The sequence below is a fragment of the Brachybacterium netajii (SeqCode) genome (genome assembly GCF_054114245.1).
In genome coordinates this window covers 198012-212130 of record NZ_JBSYXB010000003.1, presented here as the reverse complement: position 1 = coordinate 212130, position 14119 = coordinate 198012, and the positions used below count along the sequence as shown (strand labels likewise).

Annotated in this window: 16 protein-coding genes; 4 read left to right on the top strand and 12 right to left on the bottom strand. The window is 72.7% G+C overall.

The genetic code is table 11. From position 1 onward, the window contains the following. Positions 1 to 36: 36 nt before the first annotated feature. Positions 37 to 1041 (bottom strand): glutaminase A, encoded by a 1005-nt coding sequence (gene glsA / locus ACXET9_RS08260; protein ID WP_457886280.1) that lies wholly within the window; start codon positions 1039 to 1041, stop codon positions 37 to 39. A 275-nt stretch (positions 1042 to 1316) separates the two neighbouring features. Here glsA and ACXET9_RS08255 point away from each other — a divergent pair, with 275 nt between their 5' ends. Beyond that, positions 1317 to 2078 (top strand): DsbA family protein, encoded by a 762-nt coding sequence (locus ACXET9_RS08255; RefSeq protein ID WP_457886051.1) that lies wholly within the window; start codon positions 1317 to 1319, stop codon positions 2076 to 2078. A 31-nt stretch (positions 2079 to 2109) separates the two neighbouring features. On the opposite strand, the gene ACXET9_RS08250 is transcribed toward ACXET9_RS08255, so the two are convergent. After that, on the bottom strand, positions 2110 to 3027 hold the full coding sequence (locus ACXET9_RS08250; RefSeq protein WP_457886049.1) for a GH25 family lysozyme: 918 nt from the start codon (positions 3025 to 3027) through the stop codon (positions 2110 to 2112). A 108-nt stretch (positions 3028 to 3135) separates the two neighbouring features. Then, the gene (locus ACXET9_RS08245) at positions 3136 to 3873 is read right to left on the bottom strand and encodes a glutamine amidotransferase (RefSeq protein WP_457886048.1); all 738 of its coding nucleotides are present in this window, start codon (positions 3871 to 3873) and stop codon (positions 3136 to 3138) included. Positions 3874 to 3935: 62 nt separating this feature from the next. Here ACXET9_RS08245 and ACXET9_RS08240 point away from each other — a divergent pair, with 62 nt between their 5' ends. After that, on the top strand, positions 3936 to 5066 hold the full coding sequence (locus ACXET9_RS08240; protein ID WP_457886047.1) for an aminoglycoside phosphotransferase family protein: 1131 nt from the start codon (positions 3936 to 3938) through the stop codon (positions 5064 to 5066). A 48-nt stretch (positions 5067 to 5114) separates the two neighbouring features. Here ACXET9_RS08240 and ACXET9_RS08235 read toward each other — a convergent pair whose 3' ends face one another. Next, the gene (locus tag ACXET9_RS08235; RefSeq protein WP_457886046.1) at positions 5115 to 5804 is read right to left on the bottom strand and encodes a GNAT family N-acetyltransferase; all 690 of its coding nucleotides are present in this window, start codon (positions 5802 to 5804) and stop codon (positions 5115 to 5117) included. A gap of 140 nt (positions 5805 to 5944) precedes the next feature. Here ACXET9_RS08235 and pcp point away from each other — a divergent pair, with 140 nt between their 5' ends. Further along, on the top strand, positions 5945 to 6589 hold the full coding sequence (gene pcp / locus ACXET9_RS08230) for a pyroglutamyl-peptidase I (protein WP_457886045.1): 645 nt from the start codon (positions 5945 to 5947) through the stop codon (positions 6587 to 6589). A gap of 646 nt (positions 6590 to 7235) precedes the next feature. Here pcp and ACXET9_RS08225 read toward each other — a convergent pair. From ACXET9_RS08225 to ACXET9_RS08215, 3 genes are all read right to left on the bottom strand, one after another. Further along, complete coding sequence (locus ACXET9_RS08225) at positions 7236 to 7493, bottom strand: type II toxin-antitoxin system RelE family toxin (protein ID WP_457886043.1); 258 nt, start codon at positions 7491 to 7493, stop codon at positions 7236 to 7238. A 9-nt stretch (positions 7494 to 7502) separates the two neighbouring features. Next, entirely contained in the window at positions 7503 to 7748 is a 246-nt protein-coding gene (locus ACXET9_RS08220) for a type II toxin-antitoxin system prevent-host-death family antitoxin (protein ID WP_457886042.1), read from the bottom strand. Positions 7749 to 7896: 148 nt separating this feature from the next. Next, positions 7897 to 8268 (bottom strand): ArsR/SmtB family transcription factor, encoded by a 372-nt coding sequence (locus ACXET9_RS08215; protein WP_457886041.1) that lies wholly within the window; start codon positions 8266 to 8268, stop codon positions 7897 to 7899. A gap of 112 nt (positions 8269 to 8380) precedes the next feature. On the opposite strand from ACXET9_RS08215, the gene ACXET9_RS08210 reads away from it, so the two are divergent. Further along, positions 8381 to 10195: an MFS transporter gene (locus ACXET9_RS08210; protein WP_457886040.1), complete on the top strand. Its 1815-nt coding sequence runs from the start codon at positions 8381 to 8383 to the stop codon at positions 10193 to 10195. 93 nt (positions 10196 to 10288) lie between these two features. On the opposite strand, the gene ACXET9_RS08205 is transcribed toward ACXET9_RS08210, so the two are convergent. The 5 genes from ACXET9_RS08205 to ACXET9_RS08185 form a co-directional block, all read right to left on the bottom strand. Then, positions 10289 to 10708 (bottom strand): PIN domain-containing protein, encoded by a 420-nt coding sequence (locus tag ACXET9_RS08205; protein WP_457886039.1) that lies wholly within the window; start codon positions 10706 to 10708, stop codon positions 10289 to 10291. Beyond that, on the bottom strand, positions 10699 to 10923 hold the full coding sequence (vapB, locus tag ACXET9_RS08200) for a type II toxin-antitoxin system VapB family antitoxin (RefSeq protein ID WP_457886037.1): 225 nt from the start codon (positions 10921 to 10923) through the stop codon (positions 10699 to 10701). The genes ACXET9_RS08205 and vapB overlap by 10 nt, the downstream gene beginning before the upstream one ends. Positions 10924 to 11027: 104 nt before the next feature. After that, positions 11028 to 12026 (bottom strand): rhomboid family intramembrane serine protease, encoded by a 999-nt coding sequence (locus tag ACXET9_RS08195; protein WP_457886035.1) that lies wholly within the window; start codon positions 12024 to 12026, stop codon positions 11028 to 11030. A 71-nt stretch (positions 12027 to 12097) separates the two neighbouring features. Then, positions 12098 to 12832, bottom strand: coding sequence for a haloacid dehalogenase-like hydrolase (locus ACXET9_RS08190; RefSeq protein WP_457886034.1), 735 nt, complete (start codon positions 12830 to 12832; stop codon positions 12098 to 12100). 29 nt (positions 12833 to 12861) lie between these two features. Continuing rightward, positions 12862 to 14046 carry a DNA glycosylase AlkZ-like family protein gene (locus tag ACXET9_RS08185; protein WP_457886033.1) on the bottom strand — a complete coding sequence of 395 codons (1185 nt, stop codon included), beginning with the start codon at positions 14044 to 14046 and terminating at the stop codon, positions 12862 to 12864. Positions 14047 to 14119: the final 73 nt, after the last annotated feature.

Genomic DNA, 14119 nt, shown 5'->3' with positions numbered 1-14119 from the left:
GGTGTCCGTTCTGGGGAGGAGGGAGCGGGGCCGGGGTCAGCCGATGGGATCCCAGGGGGCGGAGGCCAGCAGGCTCAGCCCCAGGGCCCGGGAGAGGAAGGCGGCCGCGCGCTGGCCGCGCACGGAGTTCCCAGCGGGATCGAGGCGCGGCGAGTAGGTGCCCAGCGCGCCCTTGCCGGGGGAGATCGCGACGATGCCGCCGGAGACGCCGGACTTGGCGGGGAAGCCGATCTCGAACAGCCACTCCCCCGAGCGCTCGTACATCCCGCAGGAGGCGAGCACGGAGAGCACGTCGCGGGCGACGCCGGCGGAGACGACCTGCTCGCCGGTGACGGCGTTGACGCCGCCGTTGGCGAGGGTGGAGCCCATCACGGCGAGGTCGTGGGCGGTGACCAGCAGGGAGCACTGGCGGGTGTAGACGTCGACGGTCTCGAGGGGGTCGGGGCCGAGTGCGCTATAGGAGTCCAGGAGCTTCGCGATCGCGCGGTTGCGGCCGTTGGTGCGCAGCTCGGAGGCGAGGACGCCCTCGTCGAGCTCGAGCTCGCGGCCGGCGAAGCGGGAGAGCCCGTCGCGGATCCGGTGCCAGCGGCCCTCGGAGTCCGCGGCGGGCACGAGCGCGGTGGTGGCGATCGCTCCGGCGTTGACCATGGGGTTCATCGGGTTGCCGCCGTTGAGCTCGACGGCGATGACGGAGTTGAAGGGGAGCCCGGAGTTGTTCACGCCGACCCGCCGGTGGACCTCCTGGTGCCCTATCTCCTCGCACACGAGCGCGAGCACGAACGCCTTGGAGATCGACTGGATGGTGAAGGCGACACCGACGTCGCCGGTCTCGAAGGTCGCCCCGTTCACGCCGGTGAGAGCGAGAGCGAAGTGCGCGGGATCGGCGAGCGCGAGATCGGGGATGTAGTCGGCGAGCTCGCCGTCGTCAATCCCGGCGTAGCGGCGATGCGCCTCCTGCAGCAGGGCATCGACCTCGGCGGCGGGCGGCAGCGTCCCCGTGCGTGCGCGCTGGTCGACCGCGATGGCGTCGGACTCGAACATCATGGGCGCTTCCCCCTGGTCTGCTTCCGCGGCCTGCTCCCGCGGCGCGGTCCCGCGCGGGACCACGCCGGACGGATGTCGCTCCGGCACAGGGCAGATGCTACTCCTCCGGGTGCCCTGCAGGCACTCGTCTCCGCGACGCGGCGCCGGTCGCCGTCGGGGGACGAGGGCCCCGCGGCGGGCAACAGGGGACGAGGGCCCCGCGGCCGACGGCGGAACGCCGGGATAATGGACCCGCCTGTCTGCCCGTCCGCCCCCGATCCCGAGGACCCCGCATGCTCGAGAACCTCTTCCGCCGCCCCCTCGCGCTCGCGATCGCCGGCGCGGCCGTCTGCTTCCTGGTGGTCACGCTCGTCGCGGCCGTCGTCATCGTCGGCGGCATCTTCTTCTTCAACTCCTCGAGCTCCGACGACGCCGGCACGAGGACGGGCACGGCGGCCGAGCCGACCGGCGCGGCCGAGCAGGCGGAGGGGAGCGGTGCGCTCGTCGCCCCGCCCGGCGTCGCCGAGGACCAGGCCTACCTCGAGCTGAGCACGAGCGCCGACGGCCCCGTCGTCGACGTCTACCTCGACTTCCTCTGCCCCCACTGCGCGACCTTCCAGGACGTCTCGGGCGGCGACCTGACGGAGCTCGCCGAAGCCGGGGACATCACCCTGCGCGTCCATCCGCGGCCGATGCTCGACCTGAGCTCCTCCCCGGAGGGCTACTCGGGCCGCGCCGCGAACGCCGCCGTCTGCGCCTATGCCGAGGATCCGGCGTCCTGGTCGGCCGTCGAGGAGGCGCTGTTCGCGCATCAGCCCGGGGCCGAGGGCCTCAGCGACGACGAGCTCGTGCAGATCGTCGAGGAGGCGTCCGGGATCGACGTGGCCGACTGCGTCGCCGCCGGCACCTACATCCCGTGGCTCGAGGACGTCGTCGAGCCGGAGGCGTCCGCGCAGGGCATCGGCACCCCGGTGGTGCTGATCGACGGCGTGCAGTCCAGCGCCGACTGGTCGGTCGCCGGGGAGCTGCGCGAGGAGATCGAGCAGGCCGGCTGAGCCCGTCGGGCTCGCTCGCCGATGCCCCCGTCTAGGCGGCGTCGTCCGAGGTCAGCGCACCCTCGCCGTCGGGGATGAGGGAGCCGCCGCGGAGGGTCTCGATGCGGGCGACGTCGATGTCCACGTCCCCGTCGATGCCGGAGACGGTCCCGTCGAAGCGCACCTGCCACAGCGCCCAGTCCGTCGGCTCGGGCCGGGAGCCGACGGAGGAGAGCCAGTGGACGCGGCCCTCGCCGACGAGCAGCCCGTAGGCGTCGCGCCACTGCGAGGACGAGTAGATCAGCAGGCGGCGGCCCCAGGCCTCCTCGACGATGGCCGTGAAGTCGTCGATCTCGGCGATGACGTCGGCGGGCTCGGGACGCTCGGTGCAGGCGCCGTCGAGCTCGAGGTCGATCGCCGGCGGCAGCGCGGCGTCGTCGGGCGGGGCGGCGGCGAGGAAGTCCGCGGCCTGGTCCGCGCCCGAGGAGCACAGGGTGAAGTAGTGGTAGGCGCCGGGGACGATGCCGGCCTCGAGCGCGCCGGACCAGTTCTCGGCGAAGCGCTCGTCCACGAAGTCCGCTCCCTCGCTGGCCTTGATGTACGCGAAGACGTAGCCGTCCTCGCGCACCTGCGTCCAGTCGATCTCCTGCTGGTGGGCGGAGACGTCGATGCCCATGACCTCGTCGGCGGCGAGCTCGACCCCGTCGGGCAGCTGGGCGAGAGCGGCCGCGGCCTCGGGCATGGCCGCGACGGACATGGCGGCGTCGTCGGCCGCGAAGGGCGTGCGCCCGGCGAGCGCTCCATCCGACGCCGCGCCGGAGACCCCGGCGTCGGACGCGTCGTCGGCCCCGCCGAGCCCGCCCACGAGCAGGCGCACGCACCCGCCCATGAGGACCAGCAGGACCACGACGCCGACGGCGAGCACGGTCAGCTGTCGACGCCGGACCTGCTCGCGGGTGTATCGGGGCACGTCCGCGAACCTACCGGAGGAGCCGCCACCGGGAGCCGCTTTCCCTCGGATCCCGCGCGCCGCGCCGTCGGCCGACGGGCGGCTCGGCCGCGTCGCCGACGGGCGAGGTCAGCGGGCGTAGAGCTCGGCGAAGGCGCGCAGCAGGCGGGGCGCCTCGTCGGCGCTGCGGTGGGAGAGCTCCTCGAAGATGCGCTCCATGTCCTCGGGGTCGAAGTAGCCGTGCTCGCGGTAGTGGCGGGCGCGCTCGATGATCAGCGGCACGTTCAGCTCGGGATGGAACTGCGTCGCGTACTGGCGGGGGCCGGCGCGGAACATCTGCACGGGGCAGGTCTCGCCGCTGGCCAGCAGCACCGCATGCTCGGGCAGCGTGTGCACGGCCTCCTTGTGGCCGACGAGGCCGGTGAAGGTGTCCCCGAGCCCGGCGGCGCGGATCAGCGGGTCCTCGCGGCCGGCGTCGGTCAGGGTCACCTCGACCGCGCCGATGGGCTCGCCGTAGGTGCGGTCGATGACCGCGCCCTGGTGGGTGCCGAGCGTCCCGACGCCGTAGCAGGCGCCGAGGAAGGGGATGTCCTCGGCGAAGACCCGGTCCAGCAGCGCGAAGATCGCCGCCTCGGCGCTGATCTGCATCGCCGGCTTCTCGTCGACCGGATCGGAGTAGGTGAAGGGGCTCCCGCACAGGATCACGCCGGAGACGTCGTCGGCACCGAGCTCGGGCAGCTCCTCGCGCTCGAGGCGGACCCAGCGGACGTCCTCCTCGGCGAGGCCCGTGAAGCGGAGGACGGATTCGTGCTCGGTGAGGGCGACGTCGTCCTCGGGGCGCGTGGAGATCACAAGGAACGGTTTCACGGCAGAATGCTAGCCCCGCGCCCGCCCGGCCACCGGCCGCCGCCCCTCGGAGCCGCCCGCCCATGACCGATCCGACGATCCCGACAGCCCCGGACGCCCCGGCTGCCGACGCCGTCACGGCAGTCGACGCCGTAACGGCAGTCGCCGGGCACCCGCTGCCTCCGCTGCTCGCGGCGAACCGCGACCCCGGCGTCGTCCGCTGGCGCGAGGAGCTGCCGACGCTCCTTCCGCGGCTGCTCGCGGAGCTCGGAGCGGTGCCGTCCGCCCCCTTCGCTCCGGGCGGCTCCGCCTCCTGGGTCGCGCCCGTCCGACGAGCCGACGGGGCCGACGGGATCGGGGCCGGGGCCGGGGCCGAGGGGGCCGAGGCCGAGGCCGACGCGAGCGGAGCCGACGACGGGTGGCCCCGCGAGCTCGTGCTGAAGGTGTCCTTCGCGCACGACGAGGCGCGGGACGAGGCCGCCGGCATGGCCGCCTGGCAGGGGCACGGCGCCGCCCGCGTGCTGAGCGCGCAGCGGCGGAGCGGCCTGCACGGGGAGGGTACGTCCGTGCTGCTCATGGAGCAGGTCCGCCCTGGGACGACGCTCGAGGCGGCGCTCCCCTGGCCGCAGAAGGACGAGGTCGTCGCGGATCTCGCGCGCCGGCTGAGGATCCCACCGCCAGAGGGCTCGGCCTTCCGTCCGCTTGCGCAGATGTGCGCGTGGTGGGCCGACCACGCGGCCGCGCGGGCGAGCGACGCCGACGAGCGGACGTCGGCCTCGGGCCACCCGTCGGCCCTCCCCCGCGATCTCGTCGACCACGCCCTCGCGCTCTTCCGCGACCTGCCGCGGGAGTGGGACGGCGAGCAGACCCTGCTGGCGACCGACCTCCACCACGGCAACGTCCTCGCCCGCGACATCGCCGGGGGACGCGGGATCGGGGGCGTCCGCGACCCCGGGAGCGGGCGCGAATGGGTGCTCATCGACCCCAAGCCCTACGTCGGCGACCCGCACTACGACGTCCTGCAGCACATGCTCAACGATCCCTCGCGGCTGCGCGCCGACCCGTCGGCCTTCGCCGAGCGCATGGCCCGTCTCGCGGACCTGGATCCGTCCCGGGTGCGGCGCTGGCTGCTGGCCCGCTGCGTGCAGGAGGCCGGCGAGCTCCCCGGGGCCGCGGAGGCGGCGCTGCGGCTCGCCGCCGACGGCGTCGGCTGAGGCGCTCGGCCGCGCCCGCCGCTCAGGCGCCCTCGACGCGGAAGCTCCTCAGGCGCCGAGCTGCTCCCGCAGCGCCGCGGTGACGCCCTCGACGCGGATCTCGGCCTCGGGCCGGCGGAAGGTCTCCGGGGTGCACAGGAACCGCTGGTGGGTGAGGGTCCTGCCGCCCTCGACGACGACCTCGGTCCCGTCGGCGACATACCCGCAGGCGGCGGAGACGCGGAAGGAGCGCTCGTTGCCGAGCACCGCGGCGGACTCGGCGCGCCGCGCCCCGAGATGGTCGAAGGCGAGGACGAGGATCGCCTGGCGCATGAGCGTCCCGTAGCCGCGGCCGTGGGCGTCGCGCGTGAGCCAGGAGCCGGAGCTGACGGTGCGGCGGTCGGAGAACTGGGCGCCCACGATGTCCTGGCTGCCGATCAGCTCGCCGTGCGCGCGGATCGCGAGCGGCAGGGACCAGCGCTCGCGGGACAGCTCGGCGCGCTGGCGCCACTGGAACTGCAGCGCTCCGCGCAGCCGGGACTCCGGGTCGGTCGCATACCAGGGGAAGACGTGGTCGGCGTCCTCGTCCTCGAAGATCGGCCGACGCAGCAGCTCGACGTACTCCGGGAGGTCCTCCTCGCGGAACGGGCGCAGGGTCAGGTCCCCGGCCGCGATCGACAGGCCCAGATGCGGGAACAGCGCGACGAGGCCATCGCCGGCGGTGGAGGTAGAAGCGGCGGAGGAAGCGGGGCCGGTCATCGCCACAGGCTAGGGCATGTCTCTTAAGTCTTGGTCCAGGTGATGCATGCCGCGAGGACGACGGCGGCACCGGACCACCGTCCTCTCCGGACCCCGGCCGCACCGGGCCCCCGTCCGCGCCGCGCGCCTACGCTTCCTCCATGACGACACAGGTGCTGCTGACCGGGTTCGAGCCGTTCGGCGGCGACGCCGACAATCCCTCCTGGGAGGCCGCTCGCCGGGCCGCGGGGACGCTGACGGCGGCCGGTACCGCGACCGCGGCGCGGGAGCTGCCGGTCGAGTTCGGCCGCGCCGGGGCGCTGCTCCTGGAGGCGGTCGAGGAGCTCGCACCGCGTCTGGTGATCGCCGTCGGCCTCGCGGCGGGTCGGTCGGCGATCACGCCGGAGCGGGTCGCGATCAACATCCGCGACGCCCGCATCCCCGACAACGCCGGCGCCTCGCCGGTCGACGAGCCGGTCGTCCCCGGCGGGCCCGTCGGCCTGTTCTCGACCCTGCCGATCAAGGCGATGGTCGCGGCGGTCCGGGACGATCTGCAGCTGCCGGCTTCCGTCTCGCAGACCGCCGGGACGTACGTGTGCAACGACGTCTTCTACCTCCTGCAGCACCGCCTCGCCGCGCTGGAGGGGCCGACGACGGGGGCGGCCGTCCCCCGCAGCGGGTTCGTCCACATCCCCGCGGCCGATGTCGTGCCCGTCGCCGACGCGGCCGCGGCGCTCGTGCGCATGGTCGAGGTCGCGTTGGGGACGACGACGGATCTGCGCCGGTCCGACGGCGCCGAGCACTGACCTCGAGGGCCCCGAGCACCGGTTGTCCACAACGTCATCCACAGCCGTGGATGAATGACATTCTTGTAGTTCCGCAGGTGCGGGGCCCCTGAGCCGCATCGACGGCACCGACGGTGGACCGTCGGACCCCTGCCGATCCACACTCGTGCACAACCCAGGAGGGCGTGCGCGAGGTCACCGCGTCCACGCAGGTCATACGGGGATTCTCACACCTTCCCAGAGCGTGCTGGACGCCCCCTCAGGCACGGATCGCGCCGGAGGGTCCGGCACGTCGCGTCCTGATCGGGGCCGGGGATCTGCTAGGCGGCGCAGCGGACACGCCCGGATCCCCACCGCGCATCCACATCGCGCGCCCTGTTGTCCACAGCGGGTGCGCACCATCCCCCGCGTCATCCCCAAAGTTATCCACAACTGGGGATGGTTACAGCGATGTCATACGCCGGACCGCTGCCGGCTACCACACCGTCGGACCGCTGGAGACCACTGGAGACCGCTTGCGACCGCAATGGGCCGCCGAGGATCGCTCGGTGCTGATGCGCGATCAGGTGTCAGCTTGACCTGACCTATGGCATGGTGCGCCGGTTCGACCTCGGCGAGCCCACATCCGGCAGGCTCCCCTCCATCACGAGAGGCGACGAATGCCACCTCATCGATACGCCTCTCGGCGATGCCCAACCCGCAGCACGAGGACTACCAGCTCGTCATCCTGGACGTCGTAGACGACGCGGTAGTCACCGACGCGGATGCGGAACTCTCCACCGCCACCCTTGAGCTGAATGCAGCCTGGCGGGCGCGGGTCGAAGGCGAGTCCATCGATGGCTTCAAGCAGCCGACGGGCCGTCGACCTGTCGAGCTTCCGAATGACCTTCGCCGCTGAAGGGGCATAGCTGATCGAGTACGCCATCGAACAGGTTCAGGGGCCGAGCTCGCGCATGAGCTCCTTGTGGGAGACTCGCCCTTCTTCGTTGCGAGCCTCGGCGGCACCACGGACATCAGCCCGGTCCTCCAGCGCCTGCACGGCGCGATCGAAGAACGCGGGGGACACGACGACGGCACGGCGACCGACGCCACGCGAAGTGATCTCGACAGGCTCTCGCTGCGCCGCGGCGATGTAGTCGCTCTGCCGGTTACGAAACTGGGACAGGGTCACGGAAAGCATGGGTCCATGGTGCAACTTGTACAAGTTGCACACAAGCAGACCGTGCACGCGAGGTTCAGGCGGCGATTCGGGCCGCGACCAGGCGTCACCCCGAAACTCCACCAGGCTCCGACGCGGAGAGCCATCTGCGGCCTCGCCCGGCGACGCTTCAGTCCGCGGCGGGCGTCCACTCGAGCACGAGGTCCATGAGGCCGGGGAAGCGGGCGTTCAGGTCGTCGAGCCGGACACGGCTGCGACGCTCGAGGCCGTACTGGCGCTGGGTGATCACGCCCGCCTCGCGCAGCGCCTTGAAGTGATGGGTGAGCGTGGACTTCGGGCGATCGAAGCCGAACCACCCGCAGGTCTGATCGAAGTCCTCCGACGACAGGAGGAGCCGCTGGACGATCGTCAGGCGCAGGGGTTCGGTCAGCGCGCCCATGACCCGCTCGAGGCGGAGCTCCTCCACCGCGGGTTCCGGCAGCCGCTCCGGCAGATCGCCCGGGGCCTCGCCCAGTGCATAGGTCGACGCAAGAGTGTGCATGACCCGAGCATACTCGAGGTACGAGAATCTTCGTACTGATGGTACGTTCGTCCCGACTCGTACAGCTACGAGAAACTTCGAACTACCGATGCGGTGGAGACGGGCGGCGCGGATGAGAAGAGCAGCAGAGCAGCAGAGCCTCGGATGGTCCATGGCCGCCGCGCTGACGGTCATGTCGGTGTTCGTGCTGTCCAACGCCCCGACGCCGCTGTATGTCGAGTGGCAGCGGGAGTGGGGCTTCTCCTCGGGGATGCTCACGGTCGTCTTCGCCTGCTACATGGTCGGGCTGGTGGGCACGCTGATCGTCGCGGGTCGACTCGCTGACCGATGCGGACGGCGCGCGGTCCTGATCCCCGCGATGGTCGCGGCCGTCACGGCGGGGCTCCTGTTCCTCCTCGCTCAGGGCGTGCTCTGGCTCCTCGCGGCCAGACTGCTCGCCGGAGCGGCCGTCGGCGGAGCCGTCACCGCCGGGATGGCCGCAGTGGTCGACGTCGCCCCCGCTTCCCGCAATCGCGCCGGAGGGCTCATCGCCTCCGCCTCCATGGTGCTCGGGGCCGGCCTCGGGCCGATGCTCTCGGGCATCACCGCCAGGACCACCGACGTGCCGCAGATGTGGACCTTCGCCATCGTCACGGGGCTCGGCCTCGCGGCACTGGTGGTGAGCACCCGACTGCCGCTCGAGCGGCCTGCGCGGCGCGCCGGGACGGCCGGACGGCTCCTTCGGTGGCCGATGCCTCCTCGCGATCGCCGGCGGGAGCTCCTGTGGGGTGCGGCGACCTTCGGTCCGGGCATCACCGCCACCTCCTTCGTGCTCTCCCTGGGGCCCTCGGTGCTGGCCGGCCCCATCGGCACCCCCGACCCCCTGATCGCCGGAGCCATCGCCTGCGGCATGTTCCTCCTCGCCACCGGCATCCAGTTCGCCGCGGGCGGGCTCACCACCCGCGCCCATCTCGCCCTCAGCTCCCTCGCCGCCATCGCCTCGATGGGGACGCTGGCCCTCGCCGTCACGGCGATGCCCTGGTGGCCGACCTTCCTCGCCGCAGCGCTGCTCGCCGGCACCGCACAAGGCCTGGGCCAGCTGGCCGGCCTCACGCTCATCGCCACGCGCATCCCCCCGGAGCGACGCGCCGAATCCAACGCCGCGCTCAACATCTCCGGCTACATCCCCGCCGGGATCCTGCCCGTGGCCACCGGCTATCTCGCCGACGCGATCGATCTCAGCGCAGCCGTGATCGCCTTCGCGACGCTCCTCGGCGCCATCGCGCTGATCTCCCTCGTCGCGGTGCGCATCAGCACCCGGGACGACTCGACCGAAAACACTCCGACGAAGGAGGACGACACCGCTATGCAGCCCTCGACCCTGGTCATCGCAGCCCACCCCGACCTCGAGACGTCACGCGTCAACGCCGCCTGGCTGCGAGCGCTCCGAGAAGACGCACAAGTCACCGTCCGCCCTCTGGCTGAGGTTCGCGGGCCCGACGGGTTCGATCCGAGGTCCGAGCAGAAGGAGCTGTCCCGGCACGACCGGATCGTCCTGCAGTTCCCCTTCCGCTGGTACAGCGCCCCTCCCCTGCTGGCGGAGTGGCTCGAGGTCGCCCTGGAGCGCGGCTGGGCCTACGGACCCGGCGGGCACGCACTGGAAGGCAAGGAACTGACGATCGCCGTATCGACGTGGTCACGCGCTCACGACTACGCGCCCGACGGCCGCTACGGACGGACGATCGACGAGCTCACCTCCCCCTTCGCCACCACCGCCGCACGCGTCGGCATGCGCTATCGCCCAGGGTTCTTCCTGCACGGAGTCGGCGACCTCGACGACGCCGAGCTCGAGAAGGCCGCGCGAGAGTACGCGTCATGGGCAGGCGGTCGAGACGCAGCGGTCTGCGCTGACGGGACTGATGCGCGATCAGGCGCCGCATCGACCTGACCTATGGCGTGCGGAGGCCGACACCGGCCCCTTCAGCAGCTGGATGGGGAACGCATCGACATCGTCACGACCTGCCAGCAGAGCCCCGAACGGTCAGACCACCGCGAGCGTCTCCACGGGTTGGCCGGTGACCTCGGCGATGAGGTCGAAGTCCTTGTCGACCGCCAGGACCGTCAATCCAGCCTTCTCCGCCATCGCGGCGATGAGCAGATCGGGAATCGACGGAGCACGATGCTGGTCGCGGTCGGCGAGAAGCATCTGCACCTCGAAGGCGCGGTCCTCCATCGCAGGCGTGAGGTGCTCGATCGGCATGAGCGACAGCGGCGGCAGCCCGAACGCCTCGCGACCTGCTCGACCCGAGCGAGCAGAGAACCCGAGCTCGAGCCGTGTCACCGCCGACAGGCGCATCAGCCCGCGCTCGATGCGCGAGTTCCACTCCGCGATGCTCGCCGCCTGCCCGGTCTGCATCCGCACGTACGCCGACTTGTCGACCAGCCAGCTCGTCACCGCCACGTCGCATCCATCACGTCCGGATCGGCAAGGTCTCCGAAGGCCGCCGCCGAGCGACTCCAGTCATCAGCAGTGATCTTCGCAGTGACCGGAGTCGGGACATCCTGCTCCAGACGTCGGCGCAGGAACTCGTTGCGCGACAGCCCGAGCGCCGCGGCCTCGGCATCGATGCGCGCGACAGCAGCCTCGCTCAACCCACGGATCAGCACGTTCGTCATCCCGACCACCTCCGCTATGACGATGTCGCGATATCACTCACGGGTCGAGCGTCACCTGACCGGCTGCCGTCACCCGTCGGCGATCACCCGGACCGCCGTCGGCCTCAGCCGCTGAGCATCGCCACGCGCAGGACGATCAGCACGAGGCACAGCAGCACGCCCGAGGCGATGACCGCCGTGTGGATGAGCGCCGAGCGCTTCGCGAGGGCCTGCCGGTCCGCTCCCGGGGCGGCCTTCGGGCGCAGGGCGAACATCGCCGCCGTCAGGGCTCCGCCCATGACCAGGCCGCCCAGATGCCCCTGCCAGGAGATGCCCTGGACCGTGAAGGTGATGACGAGGTTCAGCACGATCAGCACGGCGATCTGCGCGGTCTCCGCGCCCATCCGCCGCTGCACGATGAAGATCGCCGCGAACAGTCCGAAGACGCCGCCGCTCGCGCCGAGCGTCCCCGTGTACCAGCTCTGGGTGGTCGCGTCCGTCAGCAGCAGCACGGCCGTATGCCCGGCGATGATCGAGGCCAGGTAGATCGCGCTGAAGCGCGCATGCCCCATCACCCGCTCGAGATGCTGGCCCACCACCCACAGCGCCCACATGTTCAGCGCCAGGTGCATGATGCTGCCGTGCAGGAACCCGGCGGTGATGAAGGTCCACGGGTAGGCGAGGATCCGGAACGGCGAGAAGATCAGCCACTGCTCGACGAGACCGCCGCTGACCATCTGCCCGACGTACGCGAGCACGCACAGCGCCATGATCGTGTAGGTGACCACGGGCTTGTCGGCGCCGCCGGTGCGGCCGCCCATCGCATTGCGGGGGCGGGCCGACGCCTGCTGACGGCTCAGCTCCCGCTCGCAGTCCGCGCACAGCACGCCGACCGCCGTCGGACGCTGGCACTCGGGGCATGCCGGTCGGTCGCAGCGCTTGCAGCGCACATAGCTGACGCGGTCGGGATGCCGCGGGCAGACCGGCTGCCCGGACGTCTGCTGCGCGGGGTCGCCGACGCCGTAGCTCGGACGGGGACGCGCACCGCCGGCGGCGCTGCGGGGGTCGTCGGCGCCGTCGCCGGCGCGATCGTCGGCGCTGTAGCCGTAAGTGGGGCGCTCCATGGCCCCATTGTCCACGACCGCCCTGGACCCCGGCGGGGTCCCCGCGCAGGTCGGTGCGAGGTCACGCCCGCTCAGCGGTCGGCGATCCGCTCCGCCACCTCGACGCCCGCGCGGGCGAAGTCCCGGCGCGTCCGCTCCGTGGCGCCGACGAGGACGACGCGGGCGGCGGCGCGCGCCGTCGGCAGGTCGCTGGCCGCGTCGGTCGCGAACTCCGCCCGGCCGATGTCGAGGCCCAGCTCGCGGAGCGCGGCGAGCTTCCGCGAGCCGACGCGATGGTCGAGGACCGCCACGCCGGCACCGGCACCGGCGTCGACCGATCTCGCGCCGGCACAGGCACCCGGGCTTCCGAGGATCGAGGCGGAGAGCAGGTCGTAGGGCACGCCCGCCGCGGTGAGCAGGCCCTCGGCGAGGTGCCGCTCGGTCGCCGTGGCGATGACGATCCGCGTCCCCGCGGCGCGCTGCGCCCGGATCCGTCCGACGACCTCCGCCCGGATCCAGGAGGGATCGGCGCCGATCCGTCGGCCGAATCCGTCGGCATGCGCGGCGAGCTCATCGTCCGCGAGGCCCGCGAGCGCGATCCGCGTCGCCCGCCGTCCCCAGGCCATCCGCTGCTCCTCGCGGCGGCTCAGCAGCATGGCGAGCGTCGGCGGGAAGGTGCGCAGCAGGCGGCGCGGGTCCCGGCGCAGGCGGTCGACCAGGAAGGCGGTGAAGGAGTCGCGGCGGGTGAGGACGCCGTCGAGGTCGTAGACGACGAGGTCGGGACCGTCGTGGGCGTCGGCCGTCGGATTCGTCGCGTCGTCGCGCATCGGACCCGTCGCGTCGTCGGCCGTCGGTCTCACCGGTCGACCGCCGGGAAGGCGGCGAAGAGCGTCTCGAAGCGGCGGCGCTGCGCCGGGCTGATCGGGGCCGACGGCGCGGCGTCGGCGAGGTCGAGCCGTCGCTTCGCCCCGGTGCCCGTGCGGCTCCACAGGCCGACGAGCTCTCCGCGGCGGATCGCGGAGCGCTTGAAGACGCCGTTGTTGCCGGGCACGAGGGCGGCATGGCGGGCGGCGTCCATCAGGTAGAGGCGGTCGGCGTAGCCGAGGACGAGCTCGTCGAAGCCCGGCAGCAGCAGCTCCCGCATGGTCTCCTTCTCCCTCTCGGCGTACTCCTCGACGAGGCCGGGCCGGAACCAGAGGGTCTCGCCCGTGCCCGCGGGGTCGCCGACGGGGCGGATGCGGCCGGTGGCGTCGGCGAGGCCGTGCTCGAGGCGGTCCTCGATGAGCGGCCAGGCGGCGCGGATCGCGCCGAGCGGGAGCTTCGACCACCAGGCGAGGTCGCGGACGGTGACGGGCCCGTGGCTGGTGGCGTAGCGGAGGGCGAGCTCGGCGGTCGCCGCGGTGCGGTCGCCGTCGAAGGCGCCGGCGAGGTCGGTGCCGGGCGGGAGCCAGCTGGGGGCGTGGACGACGGCGGTCTCCTTCGCCTCGGGCCGCCACGGCCCGTAGACCAGGATGCCCTCGTGGAGGAAGCGGACGAGGAGGTGGTAGCCGGCGCCGGGGCCGAGCGGCACGCCCGCCTCCTCCCAGGCCGCGAGCACCTCGGCGCGCAGCAGTCCGCGGCCGATGCAGCGCTGCGAGACCTCGGGGAGGATCCGTTCGAGGACCTCGCGGGCACGGTGCACATGCTCGTCCTCGATGCCGAGCCGCGGGCGGCGGGCGTCGGCCGCGCGGGCGGGTCCGTCGGCGCAGAGCGCGGTGAGCCAGGCGACGGTGTCCGCGGCGAGCGCGAAGGCGGTCCCGCGCATCGGGTAGCCGCGCACGATCTCGCCGCGGTCGAAGGCGGCGAGGACCGCGTCGAGCGCCGCCGCGTCGCCGCCTGCGCGCAGGGCCAGCGAGGACAGCACGCCGGGCAGGTCCTGCCCCTGGTGCGCGCCGAAGGACCGTGCGACCTCCACGGGATCCGGCGCGACGGGCGCCGCTGGGCCGGGGCCGACGAGCCCCTGGGCGAGGATCCGCGCTCCGGCGAGGTGACGCATGCTCATGCACGCTGACGCTACCGTCCGGAATCGACGCAGGCGAGGCTTTCCTCCATAGAGCCAGGCCGTTCACGCAGGT

Excerpts from the sequence above, each read along its gene's own strand:
- glsA (WP_457886280.1), bottom strand. The coding sequence starts at position 1,041 with ATGTTCGAGTCCGACGCCATCGCGGTCGACCAGCGCGCACGCACGGGG.
- ACXET9_RS08255 (WP_457886051.1), top strand. The coding sequence starts at position 1,317 with ATGCTCGAGAACCTCTTCCGCCGCCCCCTCGCGCTCGCGATCGCCGGC.
- ACXET9_RS08240 (WP_457886047.1), top strand. The coding sequence starts at position 3,936 with ATGACCGATCCGACGATCCCGACAGCCCCGGACGCCCCGGCTGCCGAC.
- ACXET9_RS08235 (WP_457886046.1), bottom strand. The coding sequence starts at position 5,804 with ATGACCGGCCCCGCTTCCTCCGCCGCTTCTACCTCCACCGCCGGCGAT.
- pcp (WP_457886045.1), top strand. The coding sequence starts at position 5,945 with ATGACGACACAGGTGCTGCTGACCGGGTTCGAGCCGTTCGGCGGCGAC.
- ACXET9_RS08225 (WP_457886043.1), bottom strand. The coding sequence starts at position 7,493 with ATGGCGTACTCGATCAGCTATGCCCCTTCAGCGGCGAAGGTCATTCGG.
- ACXET9_RS08220 (WP_457886042.1), bottom strand. The coding sequence starts at position 7,748 with ATGCTTTCCGTGACCCTGTCCCAGTTTCGTAACCGGCAGAGCGACTAC.
- ACXET9_RS08215 (WP_457886041.1), bottom strand. The coding sequence starts at position 8,268 with ATGCACACTCTTGCGTCGACCTATGCACTGGGCGAGGCCCCGGGCGAT.
- ACXET9_RS08210 (WP_457886040.1), top strand. The coding sequence starts at position 8,381 with ATGAGAAGAGCAGCAGAGCAGCAGAGCCTCGGATGGTCCATGGCCGCC.
- vapB (WP_457886037.1), bottom strand. The coding sequence starts at position 10,923 with ATGACGAACGTGCTGATCCGTGGGTTGAGCGAGGCTGCTGTCGCGCGC.
- ACXET9_RS08195 (WP_457886035.1), bottom strand. The coding sequence starts at position 12,026 with ATGGAGCGCCCCACTTACGGCTACAGCGCCGACGATCGCGCCGGCGAC.
- ACXET9_RS08190 (WP_457886034.1), bottom strand. The coding sequence starts at position 12,832 with ATGCGCGACGACGCGACGAATCCGACGGCCGACGCCCACGACGGTCCC.
- ACXET9_RS08185 (WP_457886033.1), bottom strand. The coding sequence starts at position 14,046 with ATGAGCATGCGTCACCTCGCCGGAGCGCGGATCCTCGCCCAGGGGCTC.